We start from the raw sequence: 18,885 nt of genomic DNA on the forward strand, positions 1-18,885 counted from the left end.
AGAAGCGCCGACCTATCGCAACGAATCCCGCGCCCGCTCGACCAGGCGGCCGTAAAGCGCGTTCGCCTGCCCGACAAGAGCCGCGTTCGCGGTCGTGTCATGCGCCGCCTGGCTCAGGCTGAAGCTCTCCTCCGCGCCGCCCGGATCCCCGATGCCGGCAAGTGCTGCGAGGCGATCCCATACCTCGCCGCTCCGGCATAGATCCTCGTAGCAGACAAAGATGGCCCCCTCCGGCGCGTTGCGCTCGAGCCAGGCATGGGTCTGGCACCACAGTTCGAGCCAGTAGTCGATCCGGTCCGGGTCATGGGCCGCCAGCCGTGCGGCGCCGTCCGCGTCGAACCGGAACGGCCGGTGATCGAGGCCGAATTCGTGATGCACGAGCCAGGTCATGTAGGCCATGGCGAAGCGGTCATCCTGCTGCGTCGCAACGAAATTCCGCTGCTGCCGGAGCAGCGACCCTGCATGGGTCAGCGGGTCGCGGAACGGGACCAGGATCAGCGCATTGGGAAACAGCCGGCGGATCGTCGCCAGACGCAGGATATTGTTGTTGTTCTTGGACAGGTAGCGGGCGCCCTCCCGTCCCCGCGCATTGAGGATCGCGTTGACGTAGCCGACATATTTCCGGGCCGTCTCCTCGTCCGGCTCATGCGGTGCGAGATGGGATTTCCCGATATAGGCGTCGCCGTCGAGGATCCGCCAGAACACCTCGTCGAGACTCTCCGGGCTGTCGATATCGACGAGTATGCGATCCCCGTGCGCCCGTTCCGCCGCCGCGATCGTCCGCCGGGACAGGTTCGCGAGCTTCCGCCACAGGTTCGGCGCGAGCACGAACGGCATGTCGCGATAGGTCAGCGAGCAATATTCGCCGGTCGCATGGAACCGCCGCATCAGGATCGTCGTCCCGGCGCGCGCCAGTCCGGCCACGAAGACATGACGATCGCCGACGATGTCCTTCGGGTCGGAGCGGACCATTTTCTGGTCGAGTTCGAAACTCAGTTCGGCGATCGGCAGCGCCTGCAGCGCGGCGCGGTGGAGGATCCGGTCGAGGACGCTATACCCGGCCACGGAGCACCCGCCAGCGCAGGGCGGCATAGGCGCTCGCGAAGAGAGCGCTGAAGACCAGCCCGAGCCAACCGAGAATGAAATCCTGGAAGCCGGGCAGACCCTGCTCGAACGCCAGCACCATAAGGTAAGCCACGGCCAACACGGCGATCAGCAACCCGGCAAGCTTCATCGAGGACAGGAATGTCGCCCGCGCATAGGCGGCCATCGCCTTTTCCTTCCAGTGATCGGATATGCCCGCCGCCCGCACGACATGCAGCGCCCGGCCGCCGGAGCGCCTAATCCCGGCGGTCGCGGCAACGAAGGGGAGACGGATCACAAGCTCCACGAGGATGACACAGAGAACGGCGGTCAGGAGCCAGTTCACGAATTACCCGGACGTTCCGGCGCCTCCGGGCTGCCGTCCCGGTCACCCTGCCGGGCCTGTCTCCGCTTCCTGAGCACGCGCTTGACCGGGTACCAGAGCACCGCGAAGAAGGCCATGACGATCGCGGCGAGGATGCCCACGACCACGGCAATCGCGCCCGCGCCCGCGCCGGGGCCGATATAGGCCTGCGCCGGAGCGGCACCAAGCAGCGCCATGAGGAGTGGCGTCAGGACCAGGGTGCTCAATTTGCCAGCGGACATTTCCACGCCTCCATCTCGAAATAGTCACGGGGCAGCCACTTCAGTTCCGAAATGACATAATTGACGGTCTCGCTATCCGGTTTCAGGTTGACCACCTCGAAGACCACCTCGCCCTGGCGGTCGACCTCGAAGGCGCGGGCCTGCTGCGGGCTGGTGACGATCAGGTCACCGTTGTCGAGGATCTGACCCTTGCCCCGGATCCGGGTGTAGAAGTCGTTATCCCGCCCGTCGAACAGGACGGATTTCCTGAAACTGACCGGATCGATCGCGACGATCTCGCTGAAATCGCGGCTCATCCGGTTGTTCAGGACGGCGATTTCACCGCTCGACAGCCAGTCCGGGTCATGCTGGCGCTGCGTTTCCCCGATCCGCCACCATTTGATCTCGAGAGACTCCGGGTCGAGGACGAAGACCATGTTCAGCGAGCGGGCACTGAGCAACAGGTCGCCGGCGCGGAAACCGTCGAAGCTGGCGGCCATCGTCGCCGGCAGCGGGTCGACATCGTTGAAATGATATTTCTCCGGCATCCACTCGCCTTCGGTATTGCGGGTGTTCTTGCCCCAGTCGTTCGGATGCAGGCGGCGCAGTTCGAGAATATCGATCGTCGGATTGGCCGCGATGACCGCATCCATCGAGATCTCGCGCAGGATCGCACCATCCCCGACGGCGACCTGGGCGATCGTGCCCGTGCCGTTGAAGGTCCAGACGGTCTCCCCGGCGTCGTCCAGCGTCACGGAGTGATGGAACCCGCCGCCGGTCGTCCAGTCCCGTTCGCCGCATGAATTGAACCGCTGCAGGGACATCCCGCCCTCGAAGGCGAAGATCACCGAGCCATCCCGGAGAATATCCAGGCCATGCACCAGCTTGCGGAATTTCGGGCGCGGCTCCAGTTCGTCCACCGGGATCTCGTCGAGCGTCCACGCCCTGACAATCTTAAGATCCGGCGAGATCAGGAGCGCGGCGTTTTCCATGTCGCCATTGAGCGCGAACGCACCCGTTACCATGCGCCATCCATCGGCCATGGCGGACCGGTCGGCCCGGATCAGAAGGCCCGGCACCTCTATGCCAGGCGTCGCCGGGAGCGGCTCGAAGCCGGAATAATCCGCATCCGCAGGCCGCGGAACGCGGATCGATTCATCCTTGAAGTCCCCGGACGCGTAGCTGGAAAGCTCCAGGAGAACATCCTTGACGGTGGTCGGAAAGGAAGCCACGGCGACGGCGACCTCGCCTAACAAACCGCTTCGGTCGCTGCCCGATACCGTGGACTTCACGGCCCAACCGAACGCGACGACAAACAGCGCTCCCAGGAGAAGACAAAGAAAAAAGAACCACAAGGGTACGGATCGATCCATACAGTTCTTCTAGCCCAATCGCTGTCGTCGGCACACGTCCGGTTTATCAGCTATTCCTGACATAACCATAAGGTCAGGTCGGGACGATGCCAAGACTCAATTGGGAATGTCACCCCCTTGCGCAACCGTGACGTGCATGCTCGACCCGGCGGATGCCGGGCGACGCCCTTATTCGCTCCGCTTCAGGCTCGCCGCCAGCGCCCGCGTCGCGCCGGCGAGCAGGGCGATATCGGCACCAACGGCGACGAAGCGGTAACCCTGGTCGAGATAGCGGCGCGCGACCGCTTCCTCCATCGCGAGGATACCGGCAGCCTTTCCTGCGGCGCGGATGCGTCGAACCGCGTCGGCGAGCGCCGCCTGGACGTCCGGATGCCCGGAATTGCCGAGATGGCCGAGCCCGGCGGCCAGATCCGACGGGCCGACGAACACGCCGTCGACGCCCTCGACCGCGGCAATGGCATCCAGATTGTCCAGCCCGCGCTGCGTTTCGACCTGCACCAGCAGGCAGATCTGGTCGTTGGCGCGCTGCAGGTAGGAGGGGATGAGGTTCCAGCGCGAGCCGCGGGCGAGCGCGCTGCCGACACCGCGGATGCCCTCTGGCGGATAGCGCGTCGCCTGCACCAGCGCTGCTGCCTGTTCGGCCGTCTCCACCATCGGCACCAGCAGGTTCTGCACGCCGATGTCGAGATACTGCTTGATCAGGCTGGTCTCGCCGACCGGCGGGCGCACCACCGGATGGACCGGATAGGCCGCGAGCGTCTGCAACTGCGACAGCAGGCTGCGCAGATCGTTCGGCGCATGCTCGCCGTCAACGACGACCCAATCGAAGCCGGCGCCGGCGCTGACCTCCGTCGCATAGGGGTCGGCGAGCGCCAGCCACAGGCCGATGCAGGCCTTGCCCTCGGCAAGCGCCGCCTTGAAACCGTTCTCCAGCAGATCCATTCGAGTCCCCATCACACAAAACAGCAGGAAATCGAGCCATACGGCCCGTAATCGACATGAAACGTATCACCCTTCCGGGCAAAGACCGGTCGGGTGAACGAGCCGCCGAGAATGATCTGGCCCGGCTCCAGGACCACGTCATGCGCGGCGAACTTGTTCGCGAGCCAGGCTACACCGTTGGCGGGATGGTTGAGAACCGCCGCGGCAACGCCCGATTCCTCGATCTGTGCATTGCGATAGCAGATCGCCGAGATCCAGCGCATGTCGCCGTCGTCCGGGCGGAACGGGCGGCCGCCGATCACCAGCGCGGCATTCGCGGCATTGTCGGAGATGGTGTCGAAGACCTTCCGCGTGACGCCACTGTCGGGATCGACCCGCTGGATCCGGGCATCGATGATCTCGATCGCCGGAACGACGTAATCGGTGGCGTTCAGGACGTCGAAGATCGTGCAGTCGGGGCCGCTCAACCGCTTGCCGAGCACGAATGCCAGCTCGACCTCGACGCGCGGCTCGATAAAGCGCGCGAAGGGGATCTCCGCACCGTCGCGGAAGAACATGTCGTCCAGCAGCGAGCCGTAGTCCGGCTCGTCGATGTTCGAGGAATATTGCATCGCCTTCGAGGTGAGGCCGATCTTGTGGCCCTTCAGCGTGCGGCCGGCGGCGAGCTTCATGTCGACCCAGGCGCGCTGGATCGCATAGCCGTCCTCGATGGTGATACCGGGATATTCCAGCGAGAACTGGCGGATCTGCCGGCCCGTCTTCTCGGCCTCGTCGAGTCGCCTCGCCGCCTCCTGGATGGTCGCCTTGTCGAGCATGTCCGTTCCCCCTCCCGGAATTCCTGTCGCGCCGCCTATTTTCTGGGAAAGCGGCGATGGATGTTGTTCTGCTTGTAGGTGCCGCCTTCGCTGAACTCGCTCAGTTCCAGCGAAAGCGCAAGATAGCGCTTCGCGAACAGATCGGCGAAATGCGCCTTCATGACCTCAAAGAGCGCGTCGCAGGCCTGCTTCTTGACCGCCTCCGAGCGGCCGGCGCCGATCTTCAGCTGGGCATGCACGAAGGCATCGTCCTCGGCCCCGTCGGCAATGACGTAGTCGCGCAGTTCGATCGCCCGCGCCCGGATGCCGCCAACCGGGAAGGCTCCGCCCTGGGCGATCAGCACCGCGGTGACCTTGGCCAGAAGCTCGGGGATCCGCGCGTCCGGCTGCAGATTGTCGGTGTACTCGAGGATGAAATGAGGCATCGGCCCCTCCCGAACGGGTTCAGACGACCGGGAAGATCGCGTTGATCTGCCCGGTACCGGAACTGGCGAAATAATCGGTGACTACCTCGACCGGGCGGTCGTAGGCATCCCAGCCGAGCAGGCCGAGCAGCATCGCCGTGTCGTGCATGCCGCCCTCGCCCTCGCAGAGGTCGGCATATTCCGGCAGCATCGCGCAGAAGGTCCTGAAGTCGCCCTGTTTCCAGAGATCGACGACACGGAGATCGACCTGGCGATAGAATTCCCGGCTGATGTCGTGGATGCCGGCCTCCGCGTCCCGGTTGTCCTGGAAACGATGGGAAAGCGAGCCCGAGGCGAGCACCATGACGGTGCTGTCGCTTTTCTCGATCGCCTCGCGCACCGCCTCGCCGAAGGTCCGGCTATCCGCGAGCTCATGCCAGGCGCACCAGGCGGCGACCGAGACCACCCTGAAGGTCTTGTCCGTGTTCATGTAGCGCATCGGAACGAGCGAGCCATATTCCAGCGTCAGGCTCTCGATCTCGTGGGCGCGGGTCCGGACGCCCTGCGCATTGGCCGCTTCGGCGATCAGCCGGCCCAGTACCGGGTTGCCGTCATAGGCATACTGCATGTCCTTGATGAAATGCGGCAGCTCGTTGCTGGTATAGACGCCCTCGAAACGTCCGCTGCAATTGATGTGGTAGCCGCTGTTGACCAGCCAGTGGACGTCGAACACCACGACGGTATCGACGCCGAGCGCCCGGGCCCGTTCGGCAATGATGTGATGGCCCCGGATCGCCGCCTCCCGGCAGCCCTGATGCGGCCCCGGTAGCTCCGACAGATACATCGACGGCACGTGGGTGATCTTCGCCGCGAGCGCCAGTTTTCCCATGCTTCCTCTCCCCTGCTCCCGGCTCAGCGGCCGTCGTCGGCGATGATGGTGTTCTCCAGCCGGCCGATGCCCTCGATCTCGGTGACGACGACATCGCCGGGCGCGGTATCGACGACCCCGTCCGGTGTCCCCGTCAGGATCACGTCGCCCGGCATCAGCGTCATGAAGCCGGAGAGATACGCGACCAGATGCGGCACATCGAAAATCATGTCGCGCGTCGATCCCTCCTGGGTCACCTTGCCGTTGACCATGGAACGGAGCGCAAGGTCCATCGGGTCCGGGACATCCGCCGCATCGACCAGCCAGGGACCGATCGGTGTGCCGCCATCGCGGTTCTTCACGCGCAGGTTCGGGCGGTAGTAATTCTCGAGATAGTCGCGCAGCGCATAGTCGTTTGCGACCGTATAGCCCGCCACGTAGGCATAGGCGTCGGCGCGCGCGACGTTGCGGGCCGGCCGCCCGATCACCACGCCGAGTTCGCATTCGTAATGCATGTAGGTCACGTCGGCCGGGCGGCGGGTATGGGCGCGATGCCCGACCAGGGCGTTCGGCCCTTTCAGGAAGACCAGCGGCTCTTCCGGCGCCTTGAAGGCCAGTTCCCTTGCATGGTCGGCATAGTTCAGGCCGAGCGCCACGATCGTGCGCGGCGTGACCGGTGGCAGCCAGACCACCTCGTCCTCCTGCACCAGCCGGCCATCCTCAAGCCGGAGCGCACCTTCCTCCTCGACCGCGCGATGAACGGCGCCGTCAAACGCGACACGGGCCCGCTTCATGGCCGCTCTCCTTCCGGCTCGCGCGCCGGGACAAGCCTGTTCTCCGTCCAGCCCACGCCGTCGATCTCGACCCGGACGGTCTGGCCGGCGCGCGCCTCCGGCGCGTTGTCGGGCAGCCCGACCAGCAGGACGTCGCCGGCGCTCAGGGTCATGAAGGCGGTCACCTCGGCAAGCAGGCAGGCGAGCGGACGCACCAGGTTGGCGGTCGTGTTCCGTGCGCGCAATTCGCCGTCGACATGGATGCGGATCTCCAGATCGCCGGGATCGCCGACATCCGCACGCGCCGCGACCCAGGGGCCGATCGGGCAGAAGCCGTCCTGGCAACGCTGGCGGATCGAGGGACGATGCAGGCTCGCATGGGGAATGGTGACGTCATTGACGACGACATAGCCGGCGACATGGTCCAGCGCGTCGGCTTCGCGGACGCGGCGCGCGTCCCGGCCGATCACGACGCCGAGCGTGCCGCCCATCTCGAGCGCCTCGACTCCCTCGGGCACCGGGATCGTGTCGCCGCAGCGCCGCCAGGTGTTCCAGGGCTTGAGGTAGAGAACCGGCGCCTTCGGCGGTTCCTTGTAGGGCGGCTGGCGCATCGCCTCGCCGAGCGCGGCCAGGGTGCCCCGGAAATTCAGCAGCGTCCCGTAGACCGTGCCGTCGACCGGGATGCCGGCATCAAGCTGCTCGACTGTCCGATTGCGGCCGGCGAAATCGACGGTGCCGGCGGCACGGTCCAGTGCCGCCTCGACCAGTTGCGGCGTGCCGTCCGGCCGGAGCCATATCCTGCTGTACACCTTTGCCTCCCCGCCGCTCAGACGCCGAGACCCGGAACGCGGTGACGGTCGAGCGCCAGGCAGATGTTCTTCGTTTCCATGTAGAAATCGAAGCTGTAATCGCCGCCGTCGCGCCCGATGCCGCTCGCCTTCATCCCGCCGAAGGGCGTTGGCAGATGCCGGTTGTTCTCGGAATTCACCCAGACCATGCCGGCATCGAGGGCGAGCGCGATCCGGTTGGCGCGGCCGACATCGGCGGTCCAGAGATAGCCCGCGAGACCGTATGGAACGTCGTTGGCGAGCTTGACGGCCTCGGCCTCGTCGTCGAACGGGACCGCGGTCAGCACCGGCCCGAAGATCTCCTGCTGGGCAATGCGCATATCATTGCCGGCGTTGGCAAACAATGTCGCCGGGAAGTAGTTGCCTTCGGCAGGCAGGCCGTCGCGGGAACCGCCGACGCGGATCTCCGCGCCGTCGGCGCGGGCGATCTCGCAGTAGCTCATCACCTTGTCGAGATGGCGGCGATGGACCAGCGGGCCGATCTCGGTCGTCGGGTCGAGCGGATGGCCGACCTTGATCCGGGCCGCCCGCTCCGCGACCCGCGACACGAAGCTGTCGTAGATCGAACGCTGGACGAGCAGCCGCGAGGACGAGGTGCAGCGTTCGCCGTTCAGGCTGTAGATCATGAAGATCACGGCATCGAGCGCCCGGTCGAGACTGGCGTCGTCGAAGACGATCACCGGGTTCTTGCCCCCGAGCTCGAAGTGGACGCGCTTCAGCGTGGGCGCGCCCTGCACCATGATCGCGCTGCCGGTGCTCGATTCGCCGACGAAGGCGACCGCCTTGATCGCCGGATGCTCGGTCAGGCTCCGTCCCGCCCGTTCGCCCAGCCCGTTGACCAGGTTGACGACGCCTTCCGGCACCCCGGCCTCGTTCATGATCTCGGCCAGAAGCATCGCCGTGAGCGGGCTCCACTCGGCCGGCTTGTGGACGACCGTGCAGCCGGCGGCGAGCGCCGGCGCGATCTTCCAGGTCGACAGCATGAAGGGCGTGTTCCAGGGCGTGATCACGCCGACCGGGCCGATCGGCTGACGCACCGTGTAGTTGACATGATCGTCGGCCGGCAGCGACAGGCCGTTGCGCGCCGCCGGCGCGCGATCGGCGAAGAAGCGGTAGTTGTCGGCGCCGCGCGTCGCCGCCTTGCTCATGAAGCGGATTGCCTGGCCGGTATCCATCGATTCGACGAAGGCGATTTCCTCGGCCCGCGCCTCGATCAGGTCGGCCACGCGATGCAGGATCGCGCGCCGCTTGTCGCCCGACAGCGCGCGCCAGGCGGGAAAGGCCGCCTCGGCCGCCTCGGCGGCGGCGGCGACATCCGCCTCGTTGCCGGCCGCGACCCGGTTGATCACGGAGCCGTCGATCGGGCTCAGGTTGTCGAAGACCTCGCCGGAGCTGCCCGCGACATGACGTCCGCCGATGAAATGGCCGAGAACGCCATCCCTGAAGCGCGCCAGATAGCCTTCGGCCTTCTGCAGGTTCCTGTCCAGGGCGTCAGTCATGGCGGCTCTTCCTCATTCGACGGTGGCGTATTTATTTAACATGTTATCTAATTGGCGTGACGCCACCCTGTCAAGGGGCTCTCGCCCGGTTGTTCCGGCCTGCGAACCCCGCCACAATGACCGAGGAAGCCGTACCCCGGCTTCCAGCATCGCCTTATGGAGATACCCTTTGGATCGCGGAAAACCGAAATCGAGCCGGGCCGGAAACCAGTCCCGACCGTCCGCGCCGGCGGACGACAGCGCCGCGGACCGCACGATCCGCGAATTCTCCCGCTCGTTGCCCATGGCCTTGCTGCGGGCCCGCGAGGCGGTGATGGGGCGGTTCCGCCCGATGCTGCGCGACCATGATCTGACCGAGCAGCAATGGCGCGTCCTCCGGGCACTGACAACGGCGCCGGAAATGCGCGCCGGCCAGCTCGCCTCGGTCAGCTTTATCAGCATGCCGAGCCTTTCGCGCATCCTGCGCATCCTCGACGATCGCGGCCTCATCCTGCGGCGCAACGAGGCGACAGACCTCCGGGCTTCACTGATCTCGCTGGCCGACGACGGGGCTGCGCTGATCGCCCGGATCGCGCCGTTGTCCGAGGCGCATTACGGCGAGATCACCGACGCCTACGGACCCGAGGCACTGGAGACGCTCTATCGGATGCTCGAGGATCTGACCGAGCGGCTGGAAGTACGCCCGGCGGAGCGCGACGACCCTGGCGCCACCACCTGAGGCGGAACCCGAGATGCGCCCGGAATCAGGGCCGGGCGTACATGTGGCTGACCTCGTCGAGGAAGACCCGGACCTTCGACGGCATGAGCTGGCGGCTCGGGAACAGGGCGAAGACCATCAGCGGCGCGCAGGTAAAGCTCGGCAGGACCTGCACAAGCTTCCCCGCCTTGACCGCCGCCTCGCAATAGGTCGCGGTGATCTTGGTCACGCCGAGCCCCGACATCGCCGCCTGCAGCCGCACATCGGCGTTTGAGCTGCGAAGCCGCGGCACCGGCAGGGTCACGGTCTCGCGCCCGCCGTCGCGGCCCAGGAAGACCCATTCCGCATCCTTCGACGACGCGATGACCGGCATCCGGGCGAGATCGCCCGGCTGTACCGGGCGACCGATGGCATCGATCAGGTCAGGCGAGGCATAGAGCGCCTGGTCCAGCGAGAGAACCCGCCGGGCGATGATGCTGGAGGACGGCAGATCGCCGTCGAGCATCGAGAAGACAAGGTCGTAATTCTCGTCGAACAGGCCGATCTGCGCGTAACGCATGTCGATCTGGATGTTCAGCTGCGGATGCTGATGCATGATGTGGCAGGCGATGCCCGCTAGGTGGTGGGCGCTGTATTCGTATGGCGCGGCGATGCGCAGCGTCCCGCTGACCAGCTTGCTGTAGGACATGGTCTCGTCGCGCGCGTCGCGCAGCCGGTCGAACAGCGGATCGATGCTGCTGTAGAGGAAGCGGCCCGCCTCGGTCAGGCGGACCGCCCGTGTGCTGCGTTCGAGCAGACGGACGTTCAGGGTTTCCTCGAGCCGCGAAATCGCCGCGCTCAGGCTCGATTTCGAGACCCCCGCGACCTTGGCCGCCTTGGTGAAACCGCTCTGTTCGGCGACGTGGCAGAAGGCCTCGAAATCGTCCCACTTCGTCATGACCCCAACTCCCGTCCGGAATCAATTGTCCTGTTTCCTGAACAGTGAAACCACGAAAAGACGATTTTACGCAAGGTTCCACGTCAGCATACTCGGGAAAATACGAACAACGGTCGACGGATCGCCGCTGGCGATGGCCGCGGCCCGAGATCATAGGGAGAGGCTCATGACCCGAACCAGCATGCAATTTCCGATGAACGGCGAGTTCGTCACCAACTGCTGGTATGTCGCCGCCTGGGATCACGAACTGATCGACGGCAGAAAACTGGCACGAACGATCCTCGAGAAACCGGTCCTGATCTACAAGGGCGCGAGCGGCCAGTATGTCGCCCTCGACGACCGCTGCTGCCACCGCGCCGCGCCGCTCTCGATGGGCCGGATCGAGGGCGACGACGTCCGCTGCATGTATCACGGCATGAAGTTCGATCCCTCGGGGAAATGCATCCAGATCCCGGGCCAGGACCGCATCCCGCCGAAGCTCGGCGTGCGCAGCTATCCGGTGGTCGAGCGCAATCACCTGGTCTGGATCTGGATGGGCGATCCGGCGCTTGCCGACCCTGACCTGATCGTCGACTACGAACCGCTCGGCGATCCGAACTGGCGCGGCATCCCCTGCTACATGCATTACGACGCGAACTGGGTGCTGATCGTCGACAACCTCAGCGATTTCGCGCACCTGGCCTTCGTCCATACCAATACCCTCGGCGGTTCCGAGGAATATGCCTACACCACCAAGCCGGTCGCGATCGAGCGGCTGGAGGACGGCTTCCGGGTCGAGCGCTGGCACATGAACGCCGACGCCCCGCCGTTCCACAAGAAGGTCATTGCCGACAAGACCGCCAAGGTCGACCGCCGCAACATCGGGCGCATGGTCACGCCGGGGATCTTCTTCCTTGAAACGATGTTCACGCCCGCCGGCTCCGGCGCCGAGACCGGCAAGATCGTCAATGCGCGGCAGTATCGGAACTGCCAGTACATGACGCCGGAAACCCGCCGCTCGACGCACTTTTTCTGGAACTACCTGCACGACTTCGATCTCGACAACCCGAACATCGCCCTGTCGCTTCGCGACAGCCTGATCGAGGGCTTCAACGAGGACAAGGCGATCATCGAGGCGCAGCAGGTCATCCTCGAGGCGGATCCGGAATTCAACCTGCTCGCCATCGGCGCCGATGCGGCGCTGTCGCACTTCCGCTGGCTGCTCAACAAGATGAAGGACGCGGAACGTGCCGGCGGCACGGCCCCCGTCCAGCCCACCCGCAGCGGCGAGCGCGTCCCGGCGTGAACGCGTCACTCCCGAGAACGACCGAAGCCGGACTCCAGCAGATTATGAACGAACAGCAACAGCGACTGCGGGTGTCGGACATCCGCGCGGAGGCGCGCGACGTCCTGCTTGTCGAACTCCGATCCCCGGACGGCGGCGCCCTGCCGCCGTTCGAACCGGGGGCGCATCTCGAGATCGTCCTGCCGAACGGCCTCATCCGGCATTACTCGCTGGCCAATGACAGTCGCGAGCGTGACCGCTACCTGATCGGCGTCGGCCGCGCGGAGAACAGCCGCGGCGGATCGGACCATGTCCATCGCGAAATCCGCTGTGGCCAGGACCTCACGGTGACTGGGCCACGCAACAACTTCCCGCTCGCGCCCCACGGCGGCCGCTACGTCTTCGTTGCCGGCGGCATCGGCATCACGCCGATCATGGCGATGATCCGCTGGTGCGCCGCCAACGGGCGCGACTGGCACCTGCATTACGCGAGCCGGAGCCGGCAGCGCGCGGCCTTCTACGAGGAACTCCGGGTCCTCGGCGGCGACCGGGTCAGCTTTCATTTCGATGACGAGACCGGTCACGTGCTGGACGCGAAGGCGGCGCTGGCCACGCCGGAAGCGGACGAGACGGTCTATTGCTGCGGTCCGCAACCGCTGATGCAGGCGGTCGAGGCGGCAACCGTCGACCGCCCGGAAGGCAGTGTCCGGTTCGAGTATTTCACGGCGCCGGCGAGCGACCCGGCAGCCAGCGGCGAGGCCACGGGGTTCAGCGTCCATCTGCAGAAGAGCGGCCGGACCCTTACCGTGCCGGCGGACAAGAGCATTCTCGAAGTTCTCGAGGAAAACGGTTTCTCGATCCCCTTCTCCTGCCGGGAGGGGCTGTGCCGGACCTGCGAGACGAAGGTCTGCGCCGGCGATATCGAGCACCGCGACTATGTGCTGTCGGACGAGGAACAGCAGGCCGGCGATACCATGATGCTCTGCGTATCACGGGCCAAATCGGACAGCCTCGTACTGGATCTCTGACGCGGCGGCGCCATCCGCACGATGCGCCGCCGGGGATGCGAAGGATTGGAAAGACCGTACCGATGACGACCGACATTCTTGCGGATCTGGCAGCGGAACGCCCGGACGACTACACGGCGGAAGAATGGAAGCTGCGCGTCGAACTCGCGGCCTGTTACCGGGTCTTCGACATCCTCGGCTGGACCGAGCTTCTGTTCAATCACATCACGCTCCGCGTTCCGGGCGAGACGCCGGCCTACCTGATCAACCCGTTCGGGCTGAACTACAACGAGGTCACGGCGCGCAACCTGATCCGGATCGGCCTCGACGGCACGCCGCTCGAGAAGACCGAACATCACGTCAACCGTGCCGGCTTCGTCATCCACAGCGCCATCCATGCGGCCCGCGCGGACGCCCACTGTATCGCCCATACCCACACCACCGACGGCATGGCGGTCGCCTGCAAGGAAGAGGGCCTGCGATACGACGATTTCTACGGCGCGGAATTGTGGGGCGACGTTGCCTATCACGACTTCGAGGGCATCACCGTGCATGAGGATGAGGGCCCGCGGCTGGTCCGCAGCCTTTCCGACAAGCACATCATGATCCTGCGCAACCACGGCATGCTGGTCGTGGGCGGCGACGTCTTCTCGACCTTCCGCTGGGCCTGGACCCTGGAACGCGCCTGCAATGTCCAGTGCGCGGCCGGCGCCCTGCCCGGCCCCGATCGCAGTTTATCTGACGAGATACGGGCGGCCTGTGCCCGCGACGCCCGCGCCTTCGAACCGAAAGGGCTCCTGGAACGCATGCTGTTCCTCGGCGTCCTGCGCCGGGCGGCGTTCGATCCGGGCGAACTGCTCAAGACCTGACCGACGCGACACGGCGATTGGCGACTGGCGCCCCGCAACGAACCAAATACGGAATCGATAAACCGATAAGACAACCCCAAGGGAGGGATCTATGGCGATGAAAAAGTATCTGCTGCCCGTTCTGTCGGCGATCGGCCTGCTCGGGCTGAGCGGCGCCGCCTCGGCCGAGACGGTTCTGACGGTATCCCGCTGGGTACCCGCCGGGCACCTGATGTCGCACGCGATGCTGGACTGGTGCGGCAAGGTCAAGGACGCGACGAGCGGCCGCGTGTCCTGCGAGATGCTGCCCAAGGGCGTGGCACCGCCGGCCCAGACCTTCGACGCGGTGCGCGACGGCCTGGCCGACATGTCGTTCGGCGTGCATGGCTACACACCCGGCCGCTACACCCTGACCGGGCTCGCGGAGCTGCCGTTCCTGGGCGAGACGGCGACCGCGACCAGCGTCGCCTACCAGCGCATCTACGAGAAACATCTCGCGAAGTTCGACGAGCATCGCGGCCTCAAGGTCATCACCGTCTTCACCCATGGCCCGGGGGTGATCTTCAACACCCAGAAGCCGATCGCCACGGTCGCCGACATGCAGGGCCTGAAATTCCGCACCGGCGGCGGGACCATCAACCGGATCTCCAACGCGCTAGGCGCGAACGTCACCCTGAAGCCGGCGACGGAATCCTACGAACTGCTGTCGAGCGGCGTGATGGACGGAGTGTTCTTCCCGAACGAGTCGGTGCGGACGTTCAAATTGGAGAAACTCATCAAATACGCGACGACCTTCCCCGGCGGCCTCTACAACACCAGCTTCGCCTTCGTGATGAATGCCGACACATGGAAGGGCATTCCCGAACAGGACCAGAAGATTATCGACGGCCTGTCCGGTGAAGCGGCGGCCCGCCTGTTCGGCGGATACTGGGACAAGGGCGACAGCGAAAGCGCCGAGCTGCAGCACGAAGTCGGGATCGAACTCACCCGCGCCGACGAGGCCTTCGTCGCCGAGGTCAAGGACCTGACGAAGGACATCGAGACCGACTGGATCGAGCGGGCCGGCAAGGCCGGCCTCGAGAACCCGGCCGCCGTGCTGGCGGAGTTCCGCGCCGATATCGCGAAACTGTCGGACTGAACGGCGCAGGCGCCGCCCCCACCGGCGACGCCTGCCCTTCCACGCAACGTGATCCCGTCGCACGGGGGTCTCCGGACCTTCGTGCGACAGCTTTCCGGGAAACGCCATGAACAGGACGACAGACGCGCTCGGCCTCGTCCCTGCGGTCGCGCTCTTCGCGATCATGCTCCTGACATTCTCCGACGTCGTCGGACGGAAGCTGTTCGGCCACTCCATCACCGGCAGCGTCGAACTGACCGAACTCCTGCAGGTGATCATGGTCTTCGCGATCCTGCCGGCGACCTCGCTGCTGGGCGGCCATGTCGTCTTCGACCTGCTCGACCGTGTGCTGTTGGAACGCTTGCAGCGGATCGTCTACCGGCTCTCCAACGGGGCAACCGGCCTGGTTTTCGCGGCAGCCGCCTGGGCGGTCTCGCTGCGCGCGGAACGCACCCTCGAATACGGCGACATGACATCGCAGTACGGCATCACCCTCTGGCCGTTCCACTACATGATCGCCATCGCACTGTTGCTCACCGCGCTCGCCCACGGTTATCTCGCCGTGACCGGCCGGCGCATAACCCTGGCGCCGAGGTAATCGCATGATCGAGGGGCTGATCGGCTTCGCCGCCATGGGCATCCTGATGATGCTTCGGCTGCCCATCGCGATCAGCATGGCGGTCGTCGGCTTCGTCGGGGTCGGCCTGCTGCGCTCGTGGCCCGCCGCGATCTCGACAACGGCGACCGAGATCATCGGGATCTCCTCCTACTCGCTCTCGGTGATCCCGCTGTTCGTGCTGATGGGCAATTTCATCACCCGCGCCGGCATGTCCCGCGATCTTTACCAGGCGGCCTATTCGCTCATCGGCCATCGCCGTGGTGGCCTCAGCATGTCGACGGTCGTTGCCTGCGCCGGCTTCGGCGCCATATGCGGCTCCTCGATCGCGACGGTCGCGACCATGGCCCGTGTCGCGATGCCCGAAATGAAGCGGTTCAACTACGACCCGGCCTTCGCCGCCGGGTCGATCTGCGCCGGCAGCACGCTCGGCATCCTGATCCCGCCATCGGTGATCCTCGTGATCTACGGCATCATGACCGAACAGAGCATCGGCGCGCTGTTCGCGGCCGGCCTGATCCCCGGGATCATCGCGACGCTGTTCTATCTCGGCGCCTGTGTCTTCGTCACCCGGCGCCAGCCCGGCGCCGGCCCGGCGGGCGAGCGCATCGACTGGCCCGGCCGCATGCGGGCGCTGCGCCATATCTGGGGCGTGCTGCTCCTGTTCGGGATCGTCATGGGCGGCATGTATGGCGGCCTCTTCACGCCGACCGAGGCGGCCGGCGTCGGGGCCATGGGCGGCTTCCTCTTCGCGCTCGCCCGCCGCACCCTCAGCGTCGCGGTGATCCGGGACATCCTGATGGAATCCGCGAGGACGACGGCGATGCTGTTCACCATCCTGATCGGCGCCATGATGTTCTCCAACTTTCTGAACTTCACGTCGCTGCCGTCCGATCTGCGCGATCTGGTGACCTATTTCGACGTGGCGCCGCTGATCGTCGTGGTCGCCATCTGCCTGGTCTACGTGATCCTCGGAATGGCGATGGAATCGCTCTCGATGATGCTGCTGACGGTGCCGATCTTCTACCCGCTGATCGTCCAGCTCGGGCTCGATCCGATCTGGTTCGGCGTCATCGTCGTCTGCGTGATCGAGATCAGCCTCATCACGCCGCCAATCGGGCTCAACATCTTCGTACTTTCGAACGAGGTGCCCGACGTCCCGACGCCGATGATCTGGCGCGGGGTGCTGCCGTTCATCGCGGCCGACATCCTGCGCATGGGGGTGCTGATCGCCTTTCCGGCGATAACCTTGTTCCTGCCGGTCCTGCTTGATCTGTAGGCCCGGGACGCGGCGACCGCACGCGAGCGGGGCAACTCGCGTGCAGTCGCCGTCCGCTCCCCTATGCCGCCCCGATCAGCCGGACCACCTCGTCGGTGGTCCAGACGGCGTTGGCGATATAGCGGAAGTTCGTCAGCGCGGCGAGATAGCCGTCGCCCTCCGGCAGCATCGCCGCCGCGGTCGCATCCTTCACGACGCCAACCTCGAAGCCCTGCTCGATGAGCTCGCGCATGTGCGACTCGGTGCAGAGGTTGGCCGACATGCCGGCCAGGATGACCTTGTCGACACGCTGCTTCCGCAACTGCAGCGTCAGGTCGTTGGTGTCGTTGCCGTAGACCTTGTGCGGCGAGGTGACGATCGTCTTGCCGTCGTTGATGTAGGGCTTGTACTGCGGCATCCAGTCGGCCCCGGAGCCTTCGAAACCGTCCAGACTGAGCGCGCCGGGACGGTCGAACATGCCGATCTTGTGCATCAGCTTTTCCAGCGCGCCCTCGAACTTCCAGCCATGGTCGGTCGGGAAATAGTAATGCGGTGAGACCGCGACGGTCATGTTCCGGGCCTTGGCAGCCTTGAAGAGCCGCTCGATGTTACGCACCGTGTCATTCCGGGTGACGGACGCGCCGACGACCCCCCAGGTAACGCCGTCAGGGCTCAGGAAGTCGACTTGCGGATCGGTGACGACCAGGGCCGTGTGGGACAGTTCGATAGTCATGTCGCTCGCCGGCAAGGCCGGTTCCGTAGGCTCCGCATACGGATTGTCCTGGGCCTTCGCGGCGCTTGCGCCGGCAATGGTCGCTGCCGTCGCGACGGCAGCAACAGCGCCGCCGCGCAGGGCGTCCCGGCGGCTCACGTGGTGATGGTCATCGCACATTCTGATCTCCCGTTTCGGATTCCGATGATCCGAATGTGCGCAATCGATTGTGCCTTTTGGTCCGGATCTGGTGCCTTTCCGCCAAATTGATTATGCCCGTTCATCCGGCCGGGCGTATCGTCAAGCATGACCTACGAATATGTTCTCGACAAAATGGACGTCGATACCGAGCCGTTCGCGCTTTGCGAATTGCGCGGAAATTGCGATCTGGGCCTCGGGCGGCGCCCATCGGCCACGTTGCATTACATTCTTGCCGGACAAGGCGAGATTCGCCTGCCCGGCCAGCAACAGGTTCCGGTTGGCAGGGGATCGCTTGTCCTTGTACCCGCGATGCACTCGCACACCCTGCGCAGCTTCGGAGAAGGCGGAGACGTCTTTCCCGTCTGCAATCCAGCCGGGCTCAACCTGGCGCTTCATGCCCGGGACAGCAGGGAGCAGAACCGCAACAGTCAGCTTGTCGCCCTCTGCACCCATGTCTCGGTCGGCCTCGGCGGCACCGGCAACCTGATCGACCTGGTGCGCGAACCGATCACCGAGAGAACCGCCGCCGACAGCGCGCTTCAGGCGTCGCTGCAGGCCATCATCGGCGAACTTTCACAGCCCGGCCTGGGCAGTCGGGCGATGATCCGGGCGCTGCTGCTGCAGTGCATGATCGAGATCCTGCGAAAGCGGCTCTCCGCCGGCGACCCTGCGCTCGCCTGGATGGCAGCGCTCGCGGATCAGGATATCTGGAAGGCGCTCGGCCGAATGCTCGATGCCCCGGGGGATGCCCATACGGTCGAATCCCTCGCCCGGGAAGTCGGCATGAGCCGTTCGACCTTCGCGCTGCGTTTCGCCAACGCCTGTGGCAGCGGCCCGATGGAATTGTTGCGCAGCCTGCGGGTCATGAAAGCCGGGAGCCTGCTCGAGGAAACGAACCTGCCGGTAAAGCGCGTCGCCGAACGCGTCGGATTCCGCAGTCGCAGCGCCTTTACCCGGATGTTCGAGGGGCATGTCGGGCTGTCGCCGCAGCAGTTCCGCAAGAGCCGGCGCAACGCACCTTAGCGCGCCGGCCCCGAC

At 65.5% G+C, this 18,885-nt stretch carries 21 protein-coding genes; 8 read left to right on the forward strand and 13 right to left on the reverse strand.

Annotated features, from left to right (window positions below; all coding sequences use genetic code 11):
- Positions 1-12: 12 nt before the first annotated feature.
- The 11 genes from OCH7691_RS16420 to hpaE all read right to left on the reverse strand — a co-directional run bounded on the left by OCH7691_RS16420 (position 13) and on the right by hpaE (position 9,190).
- Positions 13-1,065: a sulfotransferase gene (locus OCH7691_RS16420; protein WP_176245115.1), complete on the reverse strand. Its 1,053-nt coding sequence runs from the start codon at positions 1,063-1,065 to the stop codon at positions 13-15.
- Complete coding sequence (locus OCH7691_RS23370) at positions 1,052-1,429, reverse strand: hypothetical protein (RefSeq protein ID WP_085884674.1); 378 nt, start codon at positions 1,427-1,429, stop codon at positions 1,052-1,054. The genes OCH7691_RS16420 and OCH7691_RS23370 overlap by 14 nt, the downstream gene beginning before the upstream one ends.
- A complete protein-coding gene (locus OCH7691_RS16430) occupies positions 1,426-1,689 on the reverse strand; it encodes a hypothetical protein (protein ID WP_085884675.1) in 264 nt (87 codons plus the stop codon). Before OCH7691_RS16430 ends, OCH7691_RS23370 begins: the two co-directional genes overlap by 4 nt.
- Positions 1,671-2,900 (reverse strand): arylsulfotransferase family protein, encoded by a 1,230-nt coding sequence (locus OCH7691_RS16435; RefSeq protein ID WP_176245116.1) that lies wholly within the window; start codon positions 2,898-2,900, stop codon positions 1,671-1,673. The genes OCH7691_RS16430 and OCH7691_RS16435 overlap by 19 nt, the downstream gene beginning before the upstream one ends.
- A 309-nt stretch (positions 2,901-3,209) precedes the next feature.
- Entirely contained in the window at positions 3,210-3,983 is a 774-nt protein-coding gene (hpaI, locus tag OCH7691_RS16440; protein WP_085884677.1) for a 4-hydroxy-2-oxoheptanedioate aldolase, read from the reverse strand.
- A gap of 11 nt (positions 3,984-3,994) precedes the next feature.
- Complete coding sequence (gene hpaH, locus OCH7691_RS16445) at positions 3,995-4,798, reverse strand: 2-oxo-hept-4-ene-1,7-dioate hydratase (RefSeq protein WP_085884678.1); 804 nt, start codon at positions 4,796-4,798, stop codon at positions 3,995-3,997.
- Between the two features lie 35 nt (positions 4,799-4,833).
- Positions 4,834-5,223: a 5-carboxymethyl-2-hydroxymuconate Delta-isomerase gene (locus OCH7691_RS16450; RefSeq protein WP_085884679.1), complete on the reverse strand. Its 390-nt coding sequence runs from the start codon at positions 5,221-5,223 to the stop codon at positions 4,834-4,836.
- A gap of 19 nt (positions 5,224-5,242) precedes the next feature.
- Complete coding sequence (gene hpaD, locus OCH7691_RS16455) at positions 5,243-6,091, reverse strand: 3,4-dihydroxyphenylacetate 2,3-dioxygenase (RefSeq protein WP_085884680.1); 849 nt, start codon at positions 6,089-6,091, stop codon at positions 5,243-5,245.
- 23 nt (positions 6,092-6,114) lie between these two features.
- Positions 6,115-6,864 carry a fumarylacetoacetate hydrolase family protein gene (locus OCH7691_RS16460; protein WP_085884681.1) on the reverse strand — a complete coding sequence of 250 codons (750 nt, stop codon included), beginning with the start codon at positions 6,862-6,864 and terminating at the stop codon, positions 6,115-6,117.
- The gene (locus OCH7691_RS16465) at positions 6,861-7,652 is read right to left on the reverse strand and encodes a fumarylacetoacetate hydrolase family protein (protein ID WP_176245117.1); all 792 of its coding nucleotides are present in this window, start codon (positions 7,650-7,652) and stop codon (positions 6,861-6,863) included. Before OCH7691_RS16465 ends, OCH7691_RS16460 begins: the two co-directional genes overlap by 4 nt.
- Positions 7,653-7,669: 17 nt before the next feature.
- Positions 7,670-9,190: a 5-carboxymethyl-2-hydroxymuconate semialdehyde dehydrogenase gene (gene hpaE, locus OCH7691_RS16470; RefSeq protein WP_085884682.1), complete on the reverse strand. Its 1,521-nt coding sequence runs from the start codon at positions 9,188-9,190 to the stop codon at positions 7,670-7,672.
- Positions 9,191-9,359: 169 nt separating this feature from the next.
- On the opposite strand from hpaE, the gene hpaR reads away from it, so the two are divergent.
- A complete protein-coding gene (hpaR, locus tag OCH7691_RS23535; protein ID WP_245826591.1) occupies positions 9,360-9,908 on the forward strand; it encodes a homoprotocatechuate degradation operon regulator HpaR in 549 nt (182 codons plus the stop codon).
- Positions 9,909-9,933: 25 nt separating this feature from the next.
- Here hpaR and OCH7691_RS16480 read toward each other — a convergent pair whose 3' ends face one another.
- On the reverse strand, positions 9,934-10,824 hold the full coding sequence (locus OCH7691_RS16480; protein ID WP_085884684.1) for a LysR family transcriptional regulator: 891 nt from the start codon (positions 10,822-10,824) through the stop codon (positions 9,934-9,936).
- A 166-nt stretch (positions 10,825-10,990) separates the two neighbouring features.
- On the opposite strand from OCH7691_RS16480, the gene OCH7691_RS16485 reads away from it, so the two are divergent.
- From OCH7691_RS16485 to OCH7691_RS16510, 6 genes are all read left to right on the forward strand, one after another.
- Positions 10,991-12,109, forward strand: a complete 1,119-nt coding sequence (locus OCH7691_RS16485) for an aromatic ring-hydroxylating dioxygenase subunit alpha (RefSeq protein WP_217808097.1) — start codon at positions 10,991-10,993, stop codon at positions 12,107-12,109.
- A gap of 44 nt (positions 12,110-12,153) precedes the next feature.
- Positions 12,154-13,116, forward strand: a complete 963-nt coding sequence (locus tag OCH7691_RS16490; RefSeq protein ID WP_085884685.1) for a PDR/VanB family oxidoreductase — start codon at positions 12,154-12,156, stop codon at positions 13,114-13,116.
- A gap of 62 nt (positions 13,117-13,178) precedes the next feature.
- The gene (locus OCH7691_RS16495) at positions 13,179-13,964 is read left to right on the forward strand and encodes a class II aldolase/adducin family protein (RefSeq protein WP_085884686.1); all 786 of its coding nucleotides are present in this window, start codon (positions 13,179-13,181) and stop codon (positions 13,962-13,964) included.
- Positions 13,965-14,055: 91 nt separating this feature from the next.
- The gene (locus OCH7691_RS16500; protein ID WP_217808098.1) at positions 14,056-15,081 is read left to right on the forward strand and encodes a TRAP transporter substrate-binding protein; all 1,026 of its coding nucleotides are present in this window, start codon (positions 14,056-14,058) and stop codon (positions 15,079-15,081) included.
- Positions 15,082-15,187: 106 nt separating this feature from the next.
- The gene (locus OCH7691_RS16505) at positions 15,188-15,658 is read left to right on the forward strand and encodes a TRAP transporter small permease (protein WP_085884687.1); all 471 of its coding nucleotides are present in this window, start codon (positions 15,188-15,190) and stop codon (positions 15,656-15,658) included.
- 4 nt (positions 15,659-15,662) lie between these two features.
- On the forward strand, positions 15,663-16,955 hold the full coding sequence (locus OCH7691_RS16510) for a TRAP transporter large permease (protein ID WP_085884688.1): 1,293 nt from the start codon (positions 15,663-15,665) through the stop codon (positions 16,953-16,955).
- 61 nt (positions 16,956-17,016) lie between these two features.
- On the opposite strand, the gene OCH7691_RS16515 is transcribed toward OCH7691_RS16510, so the two are convergent.
- Positions 17,017-17,826, reverse strand: coding sequence for a cysteine hydrolase family protein (locus OCH7691_RS16515; protein ID WP_085884689.1), 810 nt, complete (start codon positions 17,824-17,826; stop codon positions 17,017-17,019).
- 126 nt (positions 17,827-17,952) lie between these two features.
- On the opposite strand from OCH7691_RS16515, the gene OCH7691_RS16520 reads away from it, so the two are divergent.
- Entirely contained in the window at positions 17,953-18,870 is a 918-nt protein-coding gene (locus OCH7691_RS16520; RefSeq protein WP_085884690.1) for a helix-turn-helix domain-containing protein, read from the forward strand.
- The last annotated feature ends 15 nt before the right edge of the window (positions 18,871-18,885 follow it).

It is taken from the genome of Oceanibacterium hippocampi, from assembly GCF_900172325.1.
Lineage (GTDB): Bacteria > Pseudomonadota > Alphaproteobacteria > Sneathiellales > Sneathiellaceae > Oceanibacterium > Oceanibacterium hippocampi.

What these genes read in the sequence shown, in the direction of transcription:
- OCH7691_RS16460 (WP_085884681.1), bottom strand. Translation starts at nt 6,864, where the DNA reads ATGAAGCGGGCCCGTGTCGCGTTTGACGGCGCCGTTCATCGCGCGGTC.
- hpaH (WP_085884678.1), bottom strand. Translation starts at nt 4,798, where the DNA reads ATGCTCGACAAGGCGACCATCCAGGAGGCGGCGAGGCGACTCGACGAG.
- OCH7691_RS16430 (WP_085884675.1), bottom strand. Translation starts at nt 1,689, where the DNA reads ATGTCCGCTGGCAAATTGAGCACCCTGGTCCTGACGCCACTCCTCATG.
- OCH7691_RS16505 (WP_085884687.1), top strand. Translation starts at nt 15,188, where the DNA reads ATGAACAGGACGACAGACGCGCTCGGCCTCGTCCCTGCGGTCGCGCTC.
- OCH7691_RS16495 (WP_085884686.1), top strand. Translation starts at nt 13,179, where the DNA reads ATGACGACCGACATTCTTGCGGATCTGGCAGCGGAACGCCCGGACGAC.
- OCH7691_RS16500 (WP_217808098.1), top strand. Translation starts at nt 14,056, where the DNA reads ATGGCGATGAAAAAGTATCTGCTGCCCGTTCTGTCGGCGATCGGCCTG.
- OCH7691_RS16515 (WP_085884689.1), bottom strand. Translation starts at nt 17,826, where the DNA reads ATGTGCGATGACCATCACCACGTGAGCCGCCGGGACGCCCTGCGCGGC.
- OCH7691_RS16485 (WP_217808097.1), top strand. Translation starts at nt 10,991, where the DNA reads ATGACCCGAACCAGCATGCAATTTCCGATGAACGGCGAGTTCGTCACC.
- hpaD (WP_085884680.1), bottom strand. Translation starts at nt 6,091, where the DNA reads ATGGGAAAACTGGCGCTCGCGGCGAAGATCACCCACGTGCCGTCGATG.
- hpaE (WP_085884682.1), bottom strand. Translation starts at nt 9,190, where the DNA reads ATGACTGACGCCCTGGACAGGAACCTGCAGAAGGCCGAAGGCTATCTG.
- OCH7691_RS16490 (WP_085884685.1), top strand. Translation starts at nt 12,154, where the DNA reads ATGAACGAACAGCAACAGCGACTGCGGGTGTCGGACATCCGCGCGGAG.
- OCH7691_RS16510 (WP_085884688.1), top strand. Translation starts at nt 15,663, where the DNA reads ATGATCGAGGGGCTGATCGGCTTCGCCGCCATGGGCATCCTGATGATG.
- OCH7691_RS16450 (WP_085884679.1), bottom strand. Translation starts at nt 5,223, where the DNA reads ATGCCTCATTTCATCCTCGAGTACACCGACAATCTGCAGCCGGACGCG.
- OCH7691_RS16480 (WP_085884684.1), bottom strand. Translation starts at nt 10,824, where the DNA reads ATGACGAAGTGGGACGATTTCGAGGCCTTCTGCCACGTCGCCGAACAG.
- hpaI (WP_085884677.1), bottom strand. Translation starts at nt 3,983, where the DNA reads ATGGATCTGCTGGAGAACGGTTTCAAGGCGGCGCTTGCCGAGGGCAAG.
- OCH7691_RS16520 (WP_085884690.1), top strand. Translation starts at nt 17,953, where the DNA reads ATGACCTACGAATATGTTCTCGACAAAATGGACGTCGATACCGAGCCG.